Genomic DNA, 16,670 nt, shown 5'->3' with positions numbered 1-16,670 from the left:
AATGGGCTCGATGAGCAAGCAGACGCTTTCCGTGGCCCTGATCGGCTACCAGTTCATGGGCAAGGCGCACAGCAACGCCTATCGCCAAGTCGGCCGCTACTTCGACCTCCCGGTGGAGGTCCGCATGAAGACCCTTTGCGGGCGCACCGAGCCCGCGGTGCGCGACGCAGCGTCCCGTCTGGGTTGGGAGGAAATCGCCACCGACTGGCGGCGCGTCCTTGAAGATCCCGAGATCGACATCGTGGACGTGGCGACCCCGGGCGACAGCCACGCCGAGATCTCGATCGCGGCCGCGCAGGCGGGCAAGGCCGTGTTCTGTGAGAAGCCCTTGGCGAACACCTTGCCCGAAGCCGAGGCGATGCTGGCGGCGGTGCGGGAGGCGAAAGTGCCGCACGCGATCTTCCACAACTACCGCAAGGCGCCGGCCGTGGCCCTCGCCAAGCAGATGATTCAGGACGGACGCCTCGGCACCCTTCACCATATGCGGGCGGTCTACCTGCAGGACTGGATCGCCGATCCCAACTTCCCCCTCGTGTGGCGCCTCCAGAAGGAGCGCGCAGGCAGCGGGGCCCACGGCGACATCAACGCCCACATCATCGATCTCGGCCGCCATCTCGTCGGCGAGTTCAGCGAGGTGAGCGGCCTGATGCACACTTTCGTGAAGCGGCGGCCCTTGCCGGGCAAGATCGACGACCGCCTTGGCGCGGCCGCGTCGACCGAGATGGGGGACGTCACGGTGGACGATGCCGCGGCCTTCCTCGCGCGCTTCGAGAACGGGGCGATCGGCACGTTCGAGGCCACGCGGTTCGCCGTGGGGCGGAAGAACCACAACCGATTCGAAATCAACGGCTCCAAGGGCTCGGTCGTATTCAACCTCGAGCGGATGAACGAACTGGAGTTCTACGACAACACCGACCCCGAAGGGCTTCACGGGTTCCGCACGATCCAGGTCACCGAGGGCGTGCACCCTTACGCCGGCCACTACTGGCCTCCGGGACACATCATCGGCTACGAGCACACCTTCGTCAACCTCGTTGCGGACGCCCTTGAGGCGATGCACGCGGGTCGGGCGATCAGCCCGAGTTTCGAGGATGGCGTCCTGAACCAATGCGTACTGGATGCGGTCGAACGAAGCGCCGGGACGAAGAGCTGGGTGAGCCTTCCGGCCGGTTAGGGTTTGGGGAATTGGCCGCCTTCAAACGCGTGCGCGCACGCCCGTCCAGCGGGCGTGGCACCCGACAAGCGCCGCTTGGATCTTGGTGAATCGTACACGCTAGTCCGTTTCGGGCGCCAGTAGCAGCAGGGCGGCGGCGGCGATCGCCGCGGTGTCCACCCGAAGGACGCGTGGCCCGAGGGTCACCCCGCGGCCGCCGATCTGTTCGAGTTCGCGGGGTGCCCACCCCCCTTCGGGACCCACCACGACGACGCGCGCATCCTCCCCTTCGGCGCGCAGCGGCGACACCGTGCCCTCCACCTCCGACAACACCGTCGCATCCGGGTGCCGCGCCAGCACCTCGCTGAGACTCGAGGCGTACTCGATGGTCGGGACACGCGTGCGGAAGCTCTGCTCGGCCGCCTCGCGCGCCACCGTTCGAAAGCGCTCCAACCTCCCGGCGAGCTTGGCCTCGTCCCACTTCACCACGCTGCGATCGGAGGGAAACAGCACGAACGCCGCGACGCCGATCTCCGTGCAGCAACGCACGATCGAATCGAGGCGGTCGCCCTTGGGAAGCGCCTGCGCGATCGTGACGTGCCGAGGGCTCTCCGTCTCGGGCGATGCGACCTCCAGAGGAATGGCCTCAGGGCCCCTCAACTCGCAACGGATGAGCGTGCCGTCGCCCGGCAGGACGGCGAGATGCGCCCCCTGCTCGAGTCGAAGGACCCGGCGAAGCTTGTCCACTTCGGCTTTGGGCAACGGAATGGGGCGGGCGCCGTCGGCGCCCGGAACGAACACGCGCGGCAAGGATCGAATCGGTGAGTCGCCGAAAGGCATGGCTCGAGCGGGTTTACCCTACGCCTGTCCCAGAGCCGCGGAACTGGGCGCCGACCCACTCGCCCTCCTCGACGCGCTCCTCCAACCGCATGCCGCTCCGCAGCGCGGTCTCGTGCACATCCGCCCAATTCGACCGGATGATTCCCGAGACGATCCAGACTCCCCCAGGGGACAACCGCGAACCCACCAGCGGCGCCATGCGGATCAAGGTGGCGCTGATGATGTTGCTGAGGATCACGTCCCAACGCACTCCATCCTCGGCCTCGCCCAGCGCGTCCTGCTCGCGGAGCTCGAGAGTCACTCCGTTGACCGCGGCGTTTCGCCGGGCGACCTCCACCGCGCCCGGTTCAATATCCACCCCAAGCACCGAGGCGGCCCCCGCCTTCGCGGCGGCGATCGAGAGAATGCCGCTCCCGCACCCGACGTCGAGCACGGTGCGACCCTCCAACGGGAGGCCTTCCAGCAGGCGCAGGCACATGCGCGTGGTCGGGTGATCGCCGGTTCCAAACGCCTGACCGGGGTCCAACACCAGTTCGCGATCGCCGGGTTCGAGCACCTCGGTCTCCCACGATGGGCGCACCACCCAATGGCGTCCGATGCGCATCGGCGGAAAGTGTGCCTTCCACGATTCGGCCCAATCCTCCTCCTCGACAGTCGCGATCCGGATTTCGGACGTTCCCGCACTCTTGAGCGAAACTGCCAGGTTGCTGACCCTGGTTTCCCAGCCCGGCACGACCGGCACGTAGCCGACCATCGAGGGCGGCCGATCGAGAACCTCGGTCCCGTCGCAGCCGCTTTGGGCGAACACGAAGGCGATCGAAGACCAGTCGGGAGGCGTGCTGTCGAAGAGCGCGCGAACGCGGATCCAGCGCATCACTTTTTCCGCCGGAACAACGAGCCGAGCAGCCCGCCGGAATCGCCAGATGCGGGGTCTTCTCCACGCAGTTCCGCAAACTCGCGCAATAACTTGAGCTCGGCGTCGGAGACCTTCTTCGGGACTTCGACCTCGATCTCCACGACGATTTCGCCGCGGCTCCCTCCATGCAGCGGCGGCAGTCCGGCGCCCCGAATCGGTATGCGGGTCCCCGGCTGCGTCCCGGCGGGAACTTCCAACTCGTACGAGTCGTCGAGCCCTTCGATCGTCACCCGGTGCCCCAGCGTGGCTTGCACAAAGGTGACTTCCAAGGCCGTGAACAGGTGGACCCCTTCGCGCTCGAAGCGGGCGTCGTCTTGGACGTGGAGCACCACGTAGAGATCGCCGGGCCGCCCGGCGCCCGTCCCCTCGTTGCCCTGACCCGGGAGATGCATCGTCGCACCGTCCGTCACGCCCGGCGGGATGCGCGCTGCCACCCGCGCCTCCTCGGGTCGGACGCCTTCGCCGCGACACTCCCTGCACGGGTTGGTGATCCGCGTCCCCGAGCCGCGACAGGTGGGGCACGTCGTGGCGGTCCGCACGGTGCCGAGGAACGTGTTGCGCGTTTGCGTGACGGACCCTTGCCCCGCGCAGGTCGGACATCGCTCGGGTGTCCCGCCCCCCTCGACCCCGGTCCCCCGGCAAGACCCGCATTGGGCCAGCCGCCGCACTTCGACCGACTTCTCGACCCCGGTGAGGACCTCTTTCAGCGTGAGCACCACATCGACGCGGAGATCGTCGCCGTCCCGGCCGCCGCCGCGGGCCCGCGCCGCGTCTCCAAAGCCGCCGAAGAACATCTCGAAGAGATCCCCGACGCCGCCCTGGAACTGGACTCCCTGCTCCTCTTCGGTCGTTCCGAACTGGTCGAAGCGGGCTCTCCGCTGCGGATCGGACAGCACGCCATACGCCTCGCCGATCTCCTTGAACTTCTCCTCGGCGGAGGGGTCGTTGGGGTTGACGTCGGGGTGGAACGCGCGGGCCAAACGGCGGTACGCGGACTTGATCTCGTCGCCCGAGGCGTCTCGGGCTACCCCAAGCACCTCATAGGGATCCCGGGTCGCCATGAAAATCTAGTCGTCCGATTCGTTCTCGTCGTCGTCGCCGGACTCCTGCTCGGCGATGTCCGAAAGCGAGAGCGTCTCGTCGTCTCCGTCCGCGGCCACCGTCTCCTCTTCCGTGTCGTCGTCGTCGTCGGCGAGGTCGCTCAGGCTGACGGGGCGATCTTCGACCTCGTCGTCCGATTCGTCGTCGGCATCCTCCTCGTCGGCGTCGGGCACCAGCTCGACCTCGTCGAGCGACGGAAGCAGCAGACCCAGTTCGGCGGGCACGCTGTCCTCGGAGAGCACGGCGACTTCCACGCCGTCGTCGATCAACTCGGCCGCGGCGGGAACCGCGGGCTTGATCCGCCCCGCGGCGATTTCGGCGAGCGCGATCGTCAGGGGGTGGTTGGAATCGATCTGCACCAGTGGCGGCGCGCCTTCGCGAAGTTGCTTCGCACGCTTGGCGGCCAGGTTGGAAAGCACGAACTTCCCGAATTCGAACTCGTTGAGAATATCGGCGGAAGGCAGCATAACGGTTCCTGGGGGCTCATGTGCCGCCCCAGAACGCAAATTATACCCAAGGTACGCGCCAGGATCACCTCCGATTCGCGCAATACTGGAACGCGTGAAGGAACCACCCCCTCGGCGTCAATCGACGTTGTTGCAGCATTTCGCCGAGGAGGAGATCCCCTTCGGCGCGGTCACGCCGCCGCTGTTCCAGAACTCCCTGTTCACGTTCGAGACCGTCGATGCGTTCGTGGACGCGTGGGCGAACCACCCGGGAGGGCCTCCCTACCACTACAGCCGGCTGGGCAATCCCACCCTCGACATCGTCGAGCGCAAGATCGCCGCGCTGGAGGGCACCGACGGGGCCAAGGTCTTCTCCGGGGGCATCGGAGCGATCACCCTCGGCATGCTCAGCCTGGTCCAAACGGGCGCGCACATGGTGGTGGTGGACACGTGCTACGGGGTCATTCCCACGTTCACGGAGTACCTCGAGCGGTTCGGCGTTTCGGTCACGTACGTGGACGGGCGAAGCACCGAGGCGATTCTCGACGCCGTGCGGCCCGACACGGCGCTGATCTACCTCGAGTCGCCGGGAAGCATCATCTTCGAGCTGCAGGACATCGAAGCCGTGTGTCGGTTCGCCAAGGAGAGGGGGATCAAGACCCTCATCGACAACACCTACTCGACCCCCATCTTCCAAAGCCCGGCGGCGATGGGAATCGACATCGTCGTGCACTCCGCGACCAAGTACCTGGGCGGCCACAGCGACATCACAGCGGGCGTGCTGTGCGGATCCGCCGAATTTGTCGAGGGGCTGATCCGGCGGGAAATGACGATCTTCGGAGCCGCGCTCGCCCCCTTCCCCGCTTGGCTCCTGCTGCGCGGGCTCCGCACCCTGAAGGTGAGGGTCCAGGCGCACGAGCGCAGCGGCAACGAGGTTGCGAAGTGGCTTCAAGGTCGTCCTGAAGTCGCCCGTGTGTTCCACACCTCGCTTCCCGACAACCCGCAGCGCGACCTGTTCCTCAAGCAGATGCGGGGCTCGACCGGCCTGCTCTCGTTCGAACCGAAGAACCAGGATCCCGAGGCCGTCAAGCGGTTCGTCGACGCCCTGGAGATGTTCAAGATCGGCGTGAGCTGGGGCGGATTCGAGAGCCTGGTGGTCCCCCTGAACCATCAGCCCAAACACTGGCCCGAGGCCCGGCACCTCGTCCGCCTCCACTGCGGCCTCGAAGACGTGGAGGACCTCATCGAGGATTTGGAGCGGGCCTTCGAAGCGAGCGTTGAGCGTTGAGGGGCTCTTAGGGGTCGATTTTGAGTCCTAGGCCTTCGAGAGTGGCCCACGGAAAGTTGATCGGGTCGGGCTTACGGCCTGGCGGTTGGGCGATGAACTTGTGGCTCGTGATGTACTTCAGTGGAAAGCGGTGGCGCAGGCTGCCGATGAGGTAGCGGAGCGCGTCGAGCTGCGGCTGCGGGTACGGGTGGTTCCCGTCGCCCACGTTCACCAGCTCGATCCCGATCGAGAAGTCGTTGACGTTCGCCCGCCCCTGCGAATCGATGCTCGCGCCCGCGTGCCACGCGCGCAAGAACGTGGACACGTGCTGAACGATGGACCCGTCCTTGCCGATCGTGTAGTGCGCGCTCACCTGGCTGTCCGGCGTGAAGAACCACTTGGTCGTCCCCTCCAACGAGTCATTGGCGGTGTGGTGCACCACGACCGTGTCCACCACGGTGTTGGGTGGGCGCATTCCCCAGTTCGGCGATTGGACCCAAATGATCTTCGCAAAGCCGGGCGCCACCCACGGATCGGGCATGACGGCCGGCCCTTGCTGAATCCCAGCAAGGGCCGCGATGACCGGAAGCAAACTGAACGCGTTCACACGCCTATTCTACAGGTCAACGCATCACCGCGGCGACGCTCGGCACCGATGCGAGCGCCTGCTCCAGGTCCTCGATGAGGTCCTGCGGGTGCTCGAGTCCCACCGCGAGGCGGACCAGGGTGTCCGAAATCCCGGCACGGTCCCTTGCCTCCTGGGTCATGCTCGCGTGCGTCTGCTTGGCCGGAATGCACGCCAGCGATCGCACGCCCCCCAGACTCTCGCCCAACGCGAAGAGCTGGGTCGACGCCACCAACCGTTCCGCATCTTCCGCGACGCCCTCGAGCTCGAACGAGAGCACGCCTCCGAATCCGCTCATCTGCTTGGCGGCAATGGCGTGCTGCGGGTGGGACGCGAGCCCAGGGTAGTGCACGCGCCTCACGCGCGGATGCGACTCCAACCATTCGGCGATGGCATGGGCGCTCGACGCCTGCTGACGAACGCGCAAGCCCACCGTCTTGAGGCCCCGCTGGATCAGCCACGCGTCGAACGGTGCCTGGACCGCCCCGACCGCGTTCTGCAGGAACTTCAACTTGGCGAAGAGGGCGTCGTCGTTGCAGAGCAGCGCCCCGCCGAGAACGTCGAGGTGTCCGCCCAGATACTTCGTGGTCGAGTGCACCACCAGGTCCACACCCAGTTCCAGCGGGCGCTGGAAGATCGGCGTGGCGAACGTATTGTCCACGACGGTCAGGATCCCTTTGGAGCGTGCCAGCGCGGCCAGCTCCGCAATGTCGCAAACTCCGAGAAGCGGATTCGTCGGCGTTTCCAGCCAGAGCACGGCCGTGTTGGGCCTCAGGGCCGCCCGCACGGCTTCCAGGTCGGCCATCTCGACGAACGAGACCTCGATGCCAAAGCGGTCGTAGACATTCGACAGCAGCCGGAACGTCCCGCCGTAAACGCTGGCCGGGCACAGCACGTGGTCCCCGCTCTTCAGCGACTGGACCACGGTGTTGATCGCCGCCATGCCGGACGCGAAGCACAGGGCGTGCTGCGCGCCTTCGATGGCGGCCAGGCTCTCCTCGAGCAACGAGCGCGATGGGTTGCCCGTGCGCGTGTAGATGAAGCCCTTGTGGTCACCGATACCTTGCTGCTGGTACGTGGACGTCTGGTAGATGGGCGGAACGATGGCGCCGGTAAGGCCCTCGGCCTGGCTTCCGGCGTGAATGGCGATGGTTTCGGGTCTCATGATGGATCTCCTTGATCGTCGTAGACGGGGAATGCGCGGGCCGCTTCGCTGAGGAACCGCAGTCTCTTGAGTCGGGCGAGGGCGGACTGGATCCGTCCCCGGGTGGTCGAGTGGGTCAGAAAGACGATGTCGCCGTGCCCCGCGCCCAGGGCCTCGACTCGGTGCACCTCCACGCCACAGGCGTCCAAGATGCGCGTGGCCCCGGCCAGCACGTGCGGCTGGTCGTCGAACGAGAGGCGCAGGTAATAGCGGTTCTCCGCGTCCGCGGCTGGGCGAAAGAGGGGCCGCTCCAGGTCCAGAGACCTTCGGCCGGGGACACAGTCCCGCTCGCCCGTCGCGATGCTGAGGATGTCGCCCAGCACGGCACGTGCGGTGGGTTTGGCGCCCGCACCCGGTCCCGCGAAGAACAGGCGTCCCACGGAGTCGCCGTCGAGCTGCATCGCGTTGGACTCGTTGCGCACCGTGGCGAACGGGTGGTCGAACGGCACGAGGTGGGGGCCGACGCGAAGCTCCAGGCCTGCGGCGGAGCGGCGCGCGGTGGCCAGGAGCCGGATCGCGCAGCCGAACGTCTTGGCGAACGCCAGGTCCCGGGCGGAGACGCTCTCGATTCCCTCCGTCGGCACGTCGGCGGGTCTGAGCGAGGCGTTGAACGCCTTCCGCGCGAGAATCACCAGCTTGCAAGCCGCGTCGGAGCCCGAGACGTCGGCCGCCGGATCGGCCTCGGCAAGCCCCTTCTTCTGGGCCTCCCGAACCGCGTCCTCGTACCCGAGCCCGTCCCTCTCCATGCGGGTGAGGATGTAGTTGCACGTGCCGTTGAGGATCCCGGCGAGTGCCGAGAAGCGCTCCGAAGCCAGTGTGTGGTCCAGCGATTGGAGCACGGGAATGCAGGAGCCGACGCTGGCCTCGTATGCCAGCGAGCACCCCTTGCGGTGCGCCAGCTCCGCCAACTGTTCCCCATAGCGCGCAAGGATCACCTTGTTCGCGGTCACCACGTTCTTCCCCGCTCGGAGGCTTCTCCGAACGGCGCGCAACGCGACGTCGTCGCCGCCGATCAGCTCCACCACGATCTCCTGGCGATCTTCCAGCGCGACGTCGAGGCAATCCGTGAGCACCAGCCGCTCCGCAGCCCCGTGCCGCACCTTGGCCACGTCCCGCACCAACGTCTTGCCCAGCCGCAGGCGAACGCCGGAAGAGGCCGCGATCACCGCGTGCTCCTCGCACAGAATCTCCGCCAGGGCCGAGCCCACAACCCCACATCCCATCAATCCGACTCGAACTTCCTTCACATTCACCTTCCGAACCCACAAAAAAAGCCGCCTCCCACACGCGCGGGTGACGACCTGTTGTTTCAGGAAGGGTTGCTAAGACGGCATCGGCTCAGGGTGGCCCAAATCTCACGGTGGGGAGCATGAACGGTTACGCCACGTCTCGCGTGGCGCCAGGCATCATCATGTCTAGAAAGTGGATGAACACCATGCTCCTCGAAGGGCCATTATGTCCGACGCGGGGCGTAAATCACAACCCAAGGGCGAGTCCCGTGCGATTCGCAGGCGGCACCTTCCGAAACCAGGCCAGGCACCGAGGGTGACGCCCGTCTAGAAGGCGTGGCGCCGGTCGCCCGGCACAACAGTCATGCGACACCCTCTGAAGGCATTGTCGCAAAGCCCGCCCCGCATAACGCATCGATGAGTAGTTCCATACTTCCGGGCGACATTTGCGGGCCACTTGTGCGCACTCGCCGCACGAGGCTGCCACTTTCGTTCAGGTTTTTTTGCCGGTCGTGATCGCTTGTCATTGCAGTGCGAGTCGGCTTTGGCTACGATTCACGCAGGAGGCGATTTCCTCATGCGAATCTGGACCCTAATGCTCGTCTGTTCGGCCTCGGCCGTGGCGGGTGCCCAACTGACCTTCAACCTCGATCCCCGACACGGGACCACTCCTGGCGCGGACCGGTGGCAGGGCAACACGGTGCCCTACGGTGGCACCATCGAGAACCACTCCGGTGGTTCGCTCTTCATCAACTCGTTCGACTTTACGCCCACGGGAGGCGACTGGACCGACATCCGCATCGATCCCTCAGGGCCGCTCAACAACCTCTTCGGAACCGAGTTTGGCGACAACGAGGCCGTGAACCCCTTCTTCTTAGATGGCTTGTTCGTGATCGGGCTCGAGAATGAACCCGATCTGACCACGGGCCTGCGCACGGGAACCGTCACTCTCCGTGGAGGAGCCGACGTCAGCGCCAACGAGGTTCTGGCTTCGAGCGACCTCGCCTTCGACGTGCACGACGGCTATGGCGGCCTCGTCGGCGAAGTTCTGAATCCCACCCAAAGCGTGGTACCTGGCGGCACGACGCTCCCCTACCGCTGGAGGCTCACCAACGGCAGTGAACCGATCTGGTCTTGGGCGGCCATCACCTATGGCCCTGCGACCACCAACGTGTCGCTCTCCTCCTTCGGGACCTGGCCGACCTCTTCCGACTTCAACCGTATCCTTAATCCCGGCGAAGTGTGGGAAGGGGACTCGGTTCAGTACACGGCGGACTCGGCGGCGCTGCCCGGCCAAGCCGAGTTCTACCTGCGCGCGATGGGCGGCCGGAACATCGGCGACACAGACTTCATGACCCGGGATGCCCACACCGTGGTCGTGACCCCGGTCCCCGAGCCTGCGACATTCGCGGCCCTGATTCTGGGCGTGGGGAGCCTCGCAGCCAAGAGGCGGAAACGGGTCTGATGATTCTCGCCTGGCCCGCAGAGTCTCCAGCGGGCCGGGCGTCCGCACGCCGGTTGATCGGCCTGGCAGGGTGCTGAAGAACGACTTCGAAGAGGCCGCCGACGGTTGCCCTGGGTCGCGCGCGGCGAAACACCGTGCTAGCTCTCGAAGGCGTGCGAGGTGGGGGCGGCCTGCTTGAGGTGCTCGAGCACTGCGCGGATGCTCCACTCGTTCTGCTCCAACAGCGCCCACGCCTCGTCGATCGTGCAGGTCGTCAGATCGCGCACGATGCGGACGCACCGCTCCTTGAGCTTGGCGTTCTTGGCCTTCACATCGACCATCAGGTTCTCGACCACCTTCCCGGCGAGCACCATCGCCGCGGTGCTGATCCGGTTCAGCGCGAGTTTCTGCGCGGTTCCCGCCTTGAGCCGCGTCGAGCCGGTGAGCACTTCGGGACCGGTGCGCAACAAGATGCCGAGGTCTGCGGTCTGAGCAAGCGGCGTGTCGGAGTTGTTTACGATGCCGCAGGTCCAGATTCCCTTCTGGTTGGCGTGGCGCACGGCCGAAAGCACGTAGGGAGTCCGACCGCTGGCTGCCAGTCCGATCACCACGTCTCCCCGGTCCACGTTCAAGGCGTTCAGGGCGACGATCGCGGCGTGCTCGTCGTCCTCCGCATCCTCGATCGCGACGCCGCCCGCGCTAGATCCGCCCGCGATCAACGCGATGAACCGGTCGGGCTCGATGCCGAAGGTGGGGGGCATCTCGGCCGCATCCATCGCAGCGATCCGTCCGCTCGTTCCGGCTCCCACATAGATCGTGCGGTTGCCGTTCATAAACGCCTCGGCGACCTTCTCGGCCGCCTCTGCAAGCTGGGCCTCGGCACGCTGAAGCGCGTTGAGCACCGAATACTCCTCCTCGTTCATCAGGCGGACGATCTCAGGGGCGCTCATCTTGTCGAGGCCGAAGGAACGGGGGTTGCGAGACTCTGTGCTCATTGTTTGGTTTCCATTGCAAGCCGCACGGCGCCGCGCACGGGCGGTTGTTCGATCTTGGCGACCACGGCTTCCCGGGGCGCGATCGCCGCGGCGAGCGCCTCCTCGAAACATTCTCGGTAGATCGAAGGCCCGCTCCAAAGACCGCCGGCCAGACAAATCCGAACCGTTCCGGCGCCCGGAACGAACCGCGCGATGTGTTCGGCCGTTTGGCGGGCAAGGCGGCCAGTCCCCTTCCTAACGCTCTCGATCGCGCAAAGATTCCCCTCGGCCGCGTCGCGGCCCCAGGGGGATGCAAAGCGCGCCAAGACGGCGGCCGGCGTGCCGCTGCGGTGGACGGCCGCAACGACGTCGTTCTCGCTCCGACTGTCGAATCGGCGGTCGAGTTCCCTGAGCAGGTGGCCGCCCACGGCCCCTTCGCCCTTCTGGAGGTAGCAGCGGATCGCATCGCGGCCGAAAGCGTAGGCCGAACCCGGGTTGCCCAAGAGGAACCCGCGCCCGCCCGATTTCCGGATCGCCCCGCCCTCCAGCGAACAGATCACCGACCCCGTTCCCGAGATCACGCAAACGTCGGTGCCCTCCGGACACGCGAGCAGGGCGGCGACATAGTCCGGCTCGCATCGAATCGTGGCGTCGGGAAAGAGCTCCAAAAGCAAAGACCGGGCGAGGGATCGGTCGGTGTCGGTGAGCAAACCCGCGAAGCAGCCGCAGACGACGTCCGCCGGCGGGCACCCGTCGACCGCGCTGCGCAGGTTGGTTCGTAGGCGGCCGCGCGGCGTCGAGAGGATGTTGGCCGGACCCGATTGGCCTTGGAACAGCACGGAACCCTCCCCATCCACCGCGACGGCGCGGCATGAGGACCCTCCGCAATCCAAACCCAAAAAGACAGCCACGAGTCGCGTCGGTTATACCATCGCCCGCGGACGGGTCACTGGGATCAGGGCGGCGGCCACGACCGCGCACGCGGCGCCGAACCAGAACGGAGCGGCCGCCCCGATCCGATCCCACAACAGACCCGCAATCAAGCTTGACGCGAGCGTCGCGAAGCCGCTCGCAAAGTAGAAGAAACCAAGCGCCGTACCCCTCGATCCCGCGGGCGCGTGATCCGCCACAAGCGCTTTCCCGACCCCGTCGGTAAAGCCCATGTAGATGCCGTACACCGCGAACAACGGCCACACCGCATGGGCGCCCAGCGTGGCGAACCCGACGTAGACGCCGGCGTAGACCAGCCAACCGGCGCCGAGAACCCTCCAGCGCCCCAATCGATCGCTCAGCAGCCCCATCGGCCGACTCAACAACGCGTACGTGACGTTGTAGAGGGCGTACGCGCCGATCGCGGCGGCGGCCGAGTAGCCAAGATTTTGCGCGCGAAGCAGCAGGAAAGTGTCGCTGCTGTTGCCCAGTGCGAACACGATGGCCAGTGCCAGGGCCCGCCAATAACCTCGTGGAAGGTCCCGCACGGAGATCGGGGCGGGCCGAGGTGCCGGTTCTCCGGTTTCGGGGTCTTCGACCGGCGTTGCCTCGGTGAGCCGAAGGGTCAGCACCACCGAGATGGCTCCCGGGATCGCCGCCAAGAGGAAGAGCGTCCGGTAGCCGTCGGGCATCCAGTACAGCAGGGCCAGCGCCAGCAGGACCCCGACGAGGGCACCGGCGGTGTCCATCGCCCGGTGAATGCCGAAGGCCTCCCCCCGTCGCGAAGCGTCCACCGTGTCGGCAAGCAGGGCATCGCGCGCTGGCGTCCGGATGCCCTTTCCCAAACGGTCCGTGACCCGTGCAAGCAGCACCATCGGCCATACGGTCGCCAAAGCGATCATCGGTTTGCCCAGCGCGCTCAGACCGTATCCCCACTGCAGGTACGGGGTGCGGCGGCCCGAACGGTCGGAGTGAATTCCCGACAAGCCCTTCATGATGCTTACCAGGGCCTCGGCGACGCCCTCGACCAACCCGATCGCGGCCACCGGCGCCTTCAACACGTTCTTGAGGAACAACGGAATCGCCGGGTAAGCCATCTCGGAGGAGATGTCTGCAAAGAAGCTGATCCAGCCCAAGTGCCACACGCGCCGGTGCATGGATGGCATTGTTGCATGGGATACACTCGCTAACGTGCGCCGGTTCACGGACGATGCCTGGCAGAACGGTTGGCGGGTCGCCGTGCTCGCCAACGACGCGATCGGCAACTTCGTGGTGGCCACCCCCCTCCTCCAACGCATTCGCGAAACGAAGCCTGCGTCGCTCCACTACTTCGGCGGGGTCCGCACCCGCGAACTCGAGGACGCAAGCGATCTGCCCGATCGCACCTTTCCCCTTCACGGCTCCTCCCTCCAAAGCGCCTACGAAAGCGTGCGGGACGACCTCCCTTTCGACGTGGTGGTCAACCTCGAACAAACACCCCACTCCGCGGCGTTTGCCTCGCTCATCGGCGAGGGTGCCCGGATCGTCGGCCCTTGCCTTGCGCCGGACGGCCGCGGCGAGCTCCCGTTCGAAGCCGGATCCCGCGGCGACCTTTGGCGAGACACCCAGTGGGTCGCCGAAAACCTCCCCGCGCGCTTCCCCATGCTGCAAACCGGCTTCATCGGCGAGATCTTCTGCCGATTGGCGTACTTCGACGGCCCCATACCGCCTTACCGTGTTCCCTCCGCCTCCCCAACCCGCCCCGTGCCCGACGTGCTCGTTGCCTGCTCGGCGAGTCTGCCCGAGAAGCTCTGGCCCGAGGCTCGATGGCTGGAGGCGCTTGCCCAACTGAAGCAGCGGGGAGTGAGCATCGGCGTCCTTGGTGCGCCGAAGGCCTCTCAGGGGCGATACTGGAAGGGTGGCACCGTGGAGGACGTGGTGATCGATCGCGGTCTGGCAAGCGACTTGAGGGGAGCATTCACCCTTCCGCAAGTCGTCGGCGCCCTCGGGAAGGCCCGCGCGGTGCTGACGCTCGACAACGGAATCCTGCACCTCGCCGCGGCCACGGCGACTCCGACCATCGGGCTGTTCCGCGAGGGAATCCACCGACTCTGGTGTCCCCCGGCGCCCAACGTTCGCGCGCTCGTTCCGGAGAGCGGAGACGCAGTCGCGTCCATCGAACCGTCTCGAGTCGTGGGGGCAGTGAATGACGCGCTTTAGACACGTGCTGGTTTGGATGAAGCCCGGCTATCTCGGGGACGCCGTCATGGCGACCCCGCTGCTCGACGCCCTGGCCGCACGATCCGAGCGCGTGACGGTACTGGCGGGCCCCTCGGTACAGGAGCTTCTCCAAGACCGGAGCGACTCGCTTGCATTCCTCCCGTCGGGGCCCGAGCAGGGCTTCTGGGGACCCGTTCGGGCCGGGCGCCTGCTGCGAACCCTGCGTCCCGATGCCGTGATTGTGCTCAACCGCAGCTTCCGGTCCGCGCTGGGTGCCTGGGCGGGCGGCGTACCCATCCGGGCGGGGCACCGGACCGATGCCCGCTCATGGCTCCTGACCCACTCCGTTCCCTACGGCGACCTGTCGCCGGAAGCGGAGTGCGGGCTGGAGCTTTTGCGATCGATCGTCGGCCCCGTGCCGGACTGCCGCCCAAGCCTTCGGGTGACCGAAGCCGAACGAGCCGCCGGGTTGGAGCTTTGCCGCGGCGCGACGGTTGGCGTCCAGCCCGGCGCCCGTTACGAGTCGAAACGTCTGCCCGTGGAGACTTCGGCCGACTCGTTGAGGAAGCTGCACGCGCAGGGTGTCAAAGTCGTGCTGCTCGGAGGGCGGGAGGAGCGCGCCACCGCGGACGAGGTCGCCACGCTCGCCGGCGTGCCGGTCGTCAACCTGGTCGGCGCGATCACGTTGCGCGAAGCGATGGGCGTGCTGGCGAATCTCAACGTCATGGCGGGTGCCGACACCGGCCTGATGCACATCGCGGCGGCCCTGGGGTGCCCCACGGCGACCGTTTTCGGACCCAATCCCCCCGAGAAGTGGGCCCACCGGCACCCGCCCCACCGCGTCCTGGTGGCGCCGGGCGGGGACATGGCGAAGATCTCGGTCGAATCCCTGGTCGCCGCATGCCTGACGTCCCCGGCGATCGCCGCGCTCTAACGATCGGTCCGATCCTGTTACTATAGGGGCATGTTGCGCCGATTGTGCCCCCTCCTGCTGCTCCTCGTCGGTTGCCAAGCACCCCCCATCGACCTCGCGGGAGAATGGGCGGACGGCAACGTGCGGCTATCGCTGACCAAGGACAAGACGTTCTCCCTGGAAGAGGAGGGCCACACCCTGGCCGGAACGTATGCGAAGGTGGGCAACACGGTCTACGTCCAGCCGGAATCGTACGACGGCCAGTCGCTGGACGCCGTCAACCTCAAGGCGATGGACGAGGCGATCAAGTTGGGCAAACAGACCGATCTGGTGAGCGTCAGCTACCGGTTCGAACCCCGGGAGTTCACGATCGACGGGGGCGACACCCTCCGCATGAAGCCCGTGCCTCCTCCCCAGGGCGTGGATCCGTTGCCGCTGAGGGTCTTCAAGAGGACCTCGGGCCCTCCGGTAGACTGAACCTCGTGCAGCGAATCCTCCTTGCCGCGCCGCGCGGGTTCTGTGCAGGCGTCGCATACGCGATCGAGGTGGTCGATCTCGCCCTCAAGATCCACGGCGCCCCCCTCTACGTGAGGCACGCCATCGTGCACAACGAGTGGGTCGTGCGCAGTTTCGAAAAGCGCGGCGTCATCTTCGTCGAATCGATCGAGGAGATTCCCCCCGGTTGCCCGGTCGTCTTCTCGGCGCACGGAGTCTCGCCCGAGGTGCGGCACGTGGCGGCGGAACGCGAGCTCAAGATCATCGACGCGACGTGCCCCCTCGTCACCAAGGTGCACAACGAGGCGCGCCACTTCGCGCGCAAGGGCTACTTCCTCATCTACATCGGGCACTCGGGCCACGTCGAGGCCGAGGGCACGATGGGCGAGGCGCCGGAACGCATGGTGCTTGTCGAGACGCCCGAGGACGCGGAGCGCCTTCGCCTTCCCCACTACGAGAAGCTCGCGGTCCTCACCCAGACAACGCTCAGCGTGGACGAGGTGGAGAAGACGCTCTCGGTGCTCAAACGACGGTTTCCGCACCTTCAAACGCCCCAGAAGGAAGACATCTGCTACGCGACCACGAACCGCCAGTCCGCCATTCGCAACCTCGCCGAGCAGTGCGATCTCGTGCTGATCGTGGGTTCCACCACCTCCTCGAACAGCAACCGTCTGCGCGAAGTCGCAGAGTCCCTCGGAGTGGAAGCCCACCTGCTCATGTACCCCGACGAGGTCCAAGCGCCGTGGCGGACCCAGTTCGCGACCGTCGGGGTCTCCAGCGGCGCCTCGACGCCGGAGCACCTCGTGCAGGACGTCATCGGGAGCCTGCTGCAGGGGCGGCCGGACGTTCCCGTCGAGGTCCTCGAAACGATCAAGGAGGACGTGAACTTCAAGCCGCCGAGGGATCTGATCCAGCTCGCGATGGCCCAGTAGAA

General features: G+C 66.5%; 17 protein-coding genes. 7 read left to right on the top strand and 10 right to left on the bottom strand.

The window, feature by feature from the left end; all coding sequences use genetic code 11:
• Positions 1-10 precede the first annotated feature (10 nt).
• On the top strand, positions 11-1,174 hold the full coding sequence (locus tag M9921_12350) for a Gfo/Idh/MocA family oxidoreductase (protein MCO5297638.1): 1,164 nt from the start codon (positions 11-13) through the stop codon (positions 1,172-1,174).
• Positions 1,175-1,273: 99 nt separating this feature from the next.
• Here M9921_12350 and M9921_12345 read toward each other — a convergent pair whose 3' ends face one another.
• Genes M9921_12345 through rpoZ form a run of 4 tightly spaced genes read right to left on the bottom strand, consistent with a single transcriptional unit; the run spans position 1,274 to position 4,477 of the window.
• Positions 1,274-1,954, bottom strand: a complete 681-nt coding sequence (locus M9921_12345) for a 16S rRNA (uracil(1498)-N(3))-methyltransferase (protein MCO5297637.1) — start codon at positions 1,952-1,954, stop codon at positions 1,274-1,276.
• 52 nt (positions 1,955-2,006) lie between these two features.
• The gene (gene prmA / locus M9921_12340; GenBank protein ID MCO5297636.1) at positions 2,007-2,867 is read right to left on the bottom strand and encodes a 50S ribosomal protein L11 methyltransferase; all 861 of its coding nucleotides are present in this window, start codon (positions 2,865-2,867) and stop codon (positions 2,007-2,009) included.
• A complete protein-coding gene (locus M9921_12335; GenBank protein ID MCO5297635.1) occupies positions 2,867-3,970 on the bottom strand; it encodes a J domain-containing protein in 1,104 nt (367 codons plus the stop codon). The genes prmA and M9921_12335 overlap by 1 nt, the downstream gene beginning before the upstream one ends.
• A gap of 6 nt (positions 3,971-3,976) precedes the next feature.
• Positions 3,977-4,477, bottom strand: coding sequence for a DNA-directed RNA polymerase subunit omega (rpoZ, locus tag M9921_12330; protein ID MCO5297634.1), 501 nt, complete (start codon positions 4,475-4,477; stop codon positions 3,977-3,979).
• A 94-nt stretch (positions 4,478-4,571) separates the two neighbouring features.
• Between rpoZ and M9921_12325 the strand changes: the two genes are divergently transcribed.
• Positions 4,572-5,744: a PLP-dependent aspartate aminotransferase family protein gene (locus M9921_12325; protein MCO5297633.1), complete on the top strand. Its 1,173-nt coding sequence runs from the start codon at positions 4,572-4,574 to the stop codon at positions 5,742-5,744.
• Between the two features lie 7 nt (positions 5,745-5,751).
• On the opposite strand, the gene M9921_12320 is transcribed toward M9921_12325, so the two are convergent.
• The 3 genes from M9921_12320 to M9921_12310 are packed head-to-tail and all read right to left on the bottom strand — an operon-like array spanning position 5,752 to position 8,799.
• Positions 5,752-6,330, bottom strand: a complete 579-nt coding sequence (locus M9921_12320; GenBank protein MCO5297632.1) for an N-acetylmuramoyl-L-alanine amidase — start codon at positions 6,328-6,330, stop codon at positions 5,752-5,754.
• A 16-nt stretch (positions 6,331-6,346) separates the two neighbouring features.
• Positions 6,347-7,513 carry a PLP-dependent aspartate aminotransferase family protein gene (locus M9921_12315; protein MCO5297631.1) on the bottom strand — a complete coding sequence of 389 codons (1,167 nt, stop codon included), beginning with the start codon at positions 7,511-7,513 and terminating at the stop codon, positions 6,347-6,349.
• Positions 7,510-8,799 carry a homoserine dehydrogenase gene (locus tag M9921_12310; protein MCO5297630.1) on the bottom strand — a complete coding sequence of 430 codons (1,290 nt, stop codon included), beginning with the start codon at positions 8,797-8,799 and terminating at the stop codon, positions 7,510-7,512. The genes M9921_12315 and M9921_12310 overlap by 4 nt, the downstream gene beginning before the upstream one ends.
• Positions 8,800-9,358: 559 nt before the next feature.
• Between M9921_12310 and M9921_12305 the strand changes: the two genes are divergently transcribed.
• Entirely contained in the window at positions 9,359-10,246 is an 888-nt protein-coding gene (locus tag M9921_12305) for a PEP-CTERM sorting domain-containing protein (GenBank protein ID MCO5297629.1), read from the top strand.
• 137 nt (positions 10,247-10,383) lie between these two features.
• Here the strand turns inward: M9921_12305 and M9921_12300 are convergent, their stop codons facing one another.
• From M9921_12300 to M9921_12290, 3 genes are read right to left on the bottom strand one after another with little or no spacing between them, the layout of a single operon-like run.
• A complete protein-coding gene (locus M9921_12300; protein ID MCO5297628.1) occupies positions 10,384-11,220 on the bottom strand; it encodes an N-acetylmuramic acid 6-phosphate etherase in 837 nt (278 codons plus the stop codon).
• Complete coding sequence (locus M9921_12295) at positions 11,217-12,110, bottom strand: hypothetical protein (GenBank protein ID MCO5297627.1); 894 nt, start codon at positions 12,108-12,110, stop codon at positions 11,217-11,219. The genes M9921_12300 and M9921_12295 overlap by 4 nt, the downstream gene beginning before the upstream one ends.
• A 12-nt stretch (positions 12,111-12,122) precedes the next feature.
• Positions 12,123-13,286 carry an MFS transporter gene (locus M9921_12290; protein ID MCO5297626.1) on the bottom strand — a complete coding sequence of 388 codons (1,164 nt, stop codon included), beginning with the start codon at positions 13,284-13,286 and terminating at the stop codon, positions 12,123-12,125.
• Between the two features lie 34 nt (positions 13,287-13,320).
• Here M9921_12290 and M9921_12285 point away from each other — a divergent pair, with 34 nt between their 5' ends.
• From M9921_12285 to ispH, 4 genes are read left to right on the top strand one after another with little or no spacing between them, the layout of a single operon-like run.
• The gene (locus tag M9921_12285; GenBank protein MCO5297625.1) at positions 13,321-14,328 is read left to right on the top strand and encodes a glycosyltransferase family 9 protein; all 1,008 of its coding nucleotides are present in this window, start codon (positions 13,321-13,323) and stop codon (positions 14,326-14,328) included.
• Positions 14,315-15,262: a glycosyltransferase family 9 protein gene (locus M9921_12280; GenBank protein MCO5297624.1), complete on the top strand. Its 948-nt coding sequence runs from the start codon at positions 14,315-14,317 to the stop codon at positions 15,260-15,262. Before M9921_12285 ends, M9921_12280 begins: the two co-directional genes overlap by 14 nt.
• Positions 15,263-15,292: 30 nt before the next feature.
• Positions 15,293-15,718: a hypothetical protein gene (locus M9921_12275; protein ID MCO5297623.1), complete on the top strand. Its 426-nt coding sequence runs from the start codon at positions 15,293-15,295 to the stop codon at positions 15,716-15,718.
• Between the two features lie 5 nt (positions 15,719-15,723).
• The gene (gene ispH / locus M9921_12270) at positions 15,724-16,668 is read left to right on the top strand and encodes a 4-hydroxy-3-methylbut-2-enyl diphosphate reductase (protein MCO5297622.1); all 945 of its coding nucleotides are present in this window, start codon (positions 15,724-15,726) and stop codon (positions 16,666-16,668) included.
• The last annotated feature ends 2 nt before the right edge of the window (positions 16,669-16,670 follow it).

This window comes from Fimbriimonadaceae bacterium (genome assembly GCA_023957775.1).
Classification (GTDB): Bacteria; Armatimonadota; Fimbriimonadia; order Fimbriimonadales; family Fimbriimonadaceae; genus JAMLGR01.
The sequence above is the reverse complement of the archived record's forward strand: the minus strand, read 5'-3'. Positions and strand labels throughout refer to the sequence as shown.

Coding starts and splice junctions, on each gene's coding strand:
- M9921_12315 (MCO5297631.1), bottom strand. CDS start 7,513: ATGAGACCCGAAACCATCGCCATTCACGCCGGAAGCCAGGCCGAGGGC.
- M9921_12350 (MCO5297638.1), top strand. CDS start 11: ATGAGCAAGCAGACGCTTTCCGTGGCCCTGATCGGCTACCAGTTCATG.
- rpoZ (MCO5297634.1), bottom strand. CDS start 4,477: ATGCTGCCTTCCGCCGATATTCTCAACGAGTTCGAATTCGGGAAGTTC.
- prmA (MCO5297636.1), bottom strand. CDS start 2,867: ATGCGCTGGATCCGCGTTCGCGCGCTCTTCGACAGCACGCCTCCCGAC.
- M9921_12290 (MCO5297626.1), bottom strand. CDS start 13,286: ATGCACCGGCGCGTGTGGCACTTGGGCTGGATCAGCTTCTTTGCAGAC.
- M9921_12280 (MCO5297624.1), top strand. CDS start 14,315: ATGACGCGCTTTAGACACGTGCTGGTTTGGATGAAGCCCGGCTATCTC.
- M9921_12335 (MCO5297635.1), bottom strand. CDS start 3,970: ATGGCGACCCGGGATCCCTATGAGGTGCTTGGGGTAGCCCGAGACGCC.
- M9921_12275 (MCO5297623.1), top strand. CDS start 15,293: ATGTTGCGCCGATTGTGCCCCCTCCTGCTGCTCCTCGTCGGTTGCCAA.
- M9921_12305 (MCO5297629.1), top strand. CDS start 9,359: ATGCGAATCTGGACCCTAATGCTCGTCTGTTCGGCCTCGGCCGTGGCG.
- M9921_12300 (MCO5297628.1), bottom strand. CDS start 11,220: ATGAGCACAGAGTCTCGCAACCCCCGTTCCTTCGGCCTCGACAAGATG.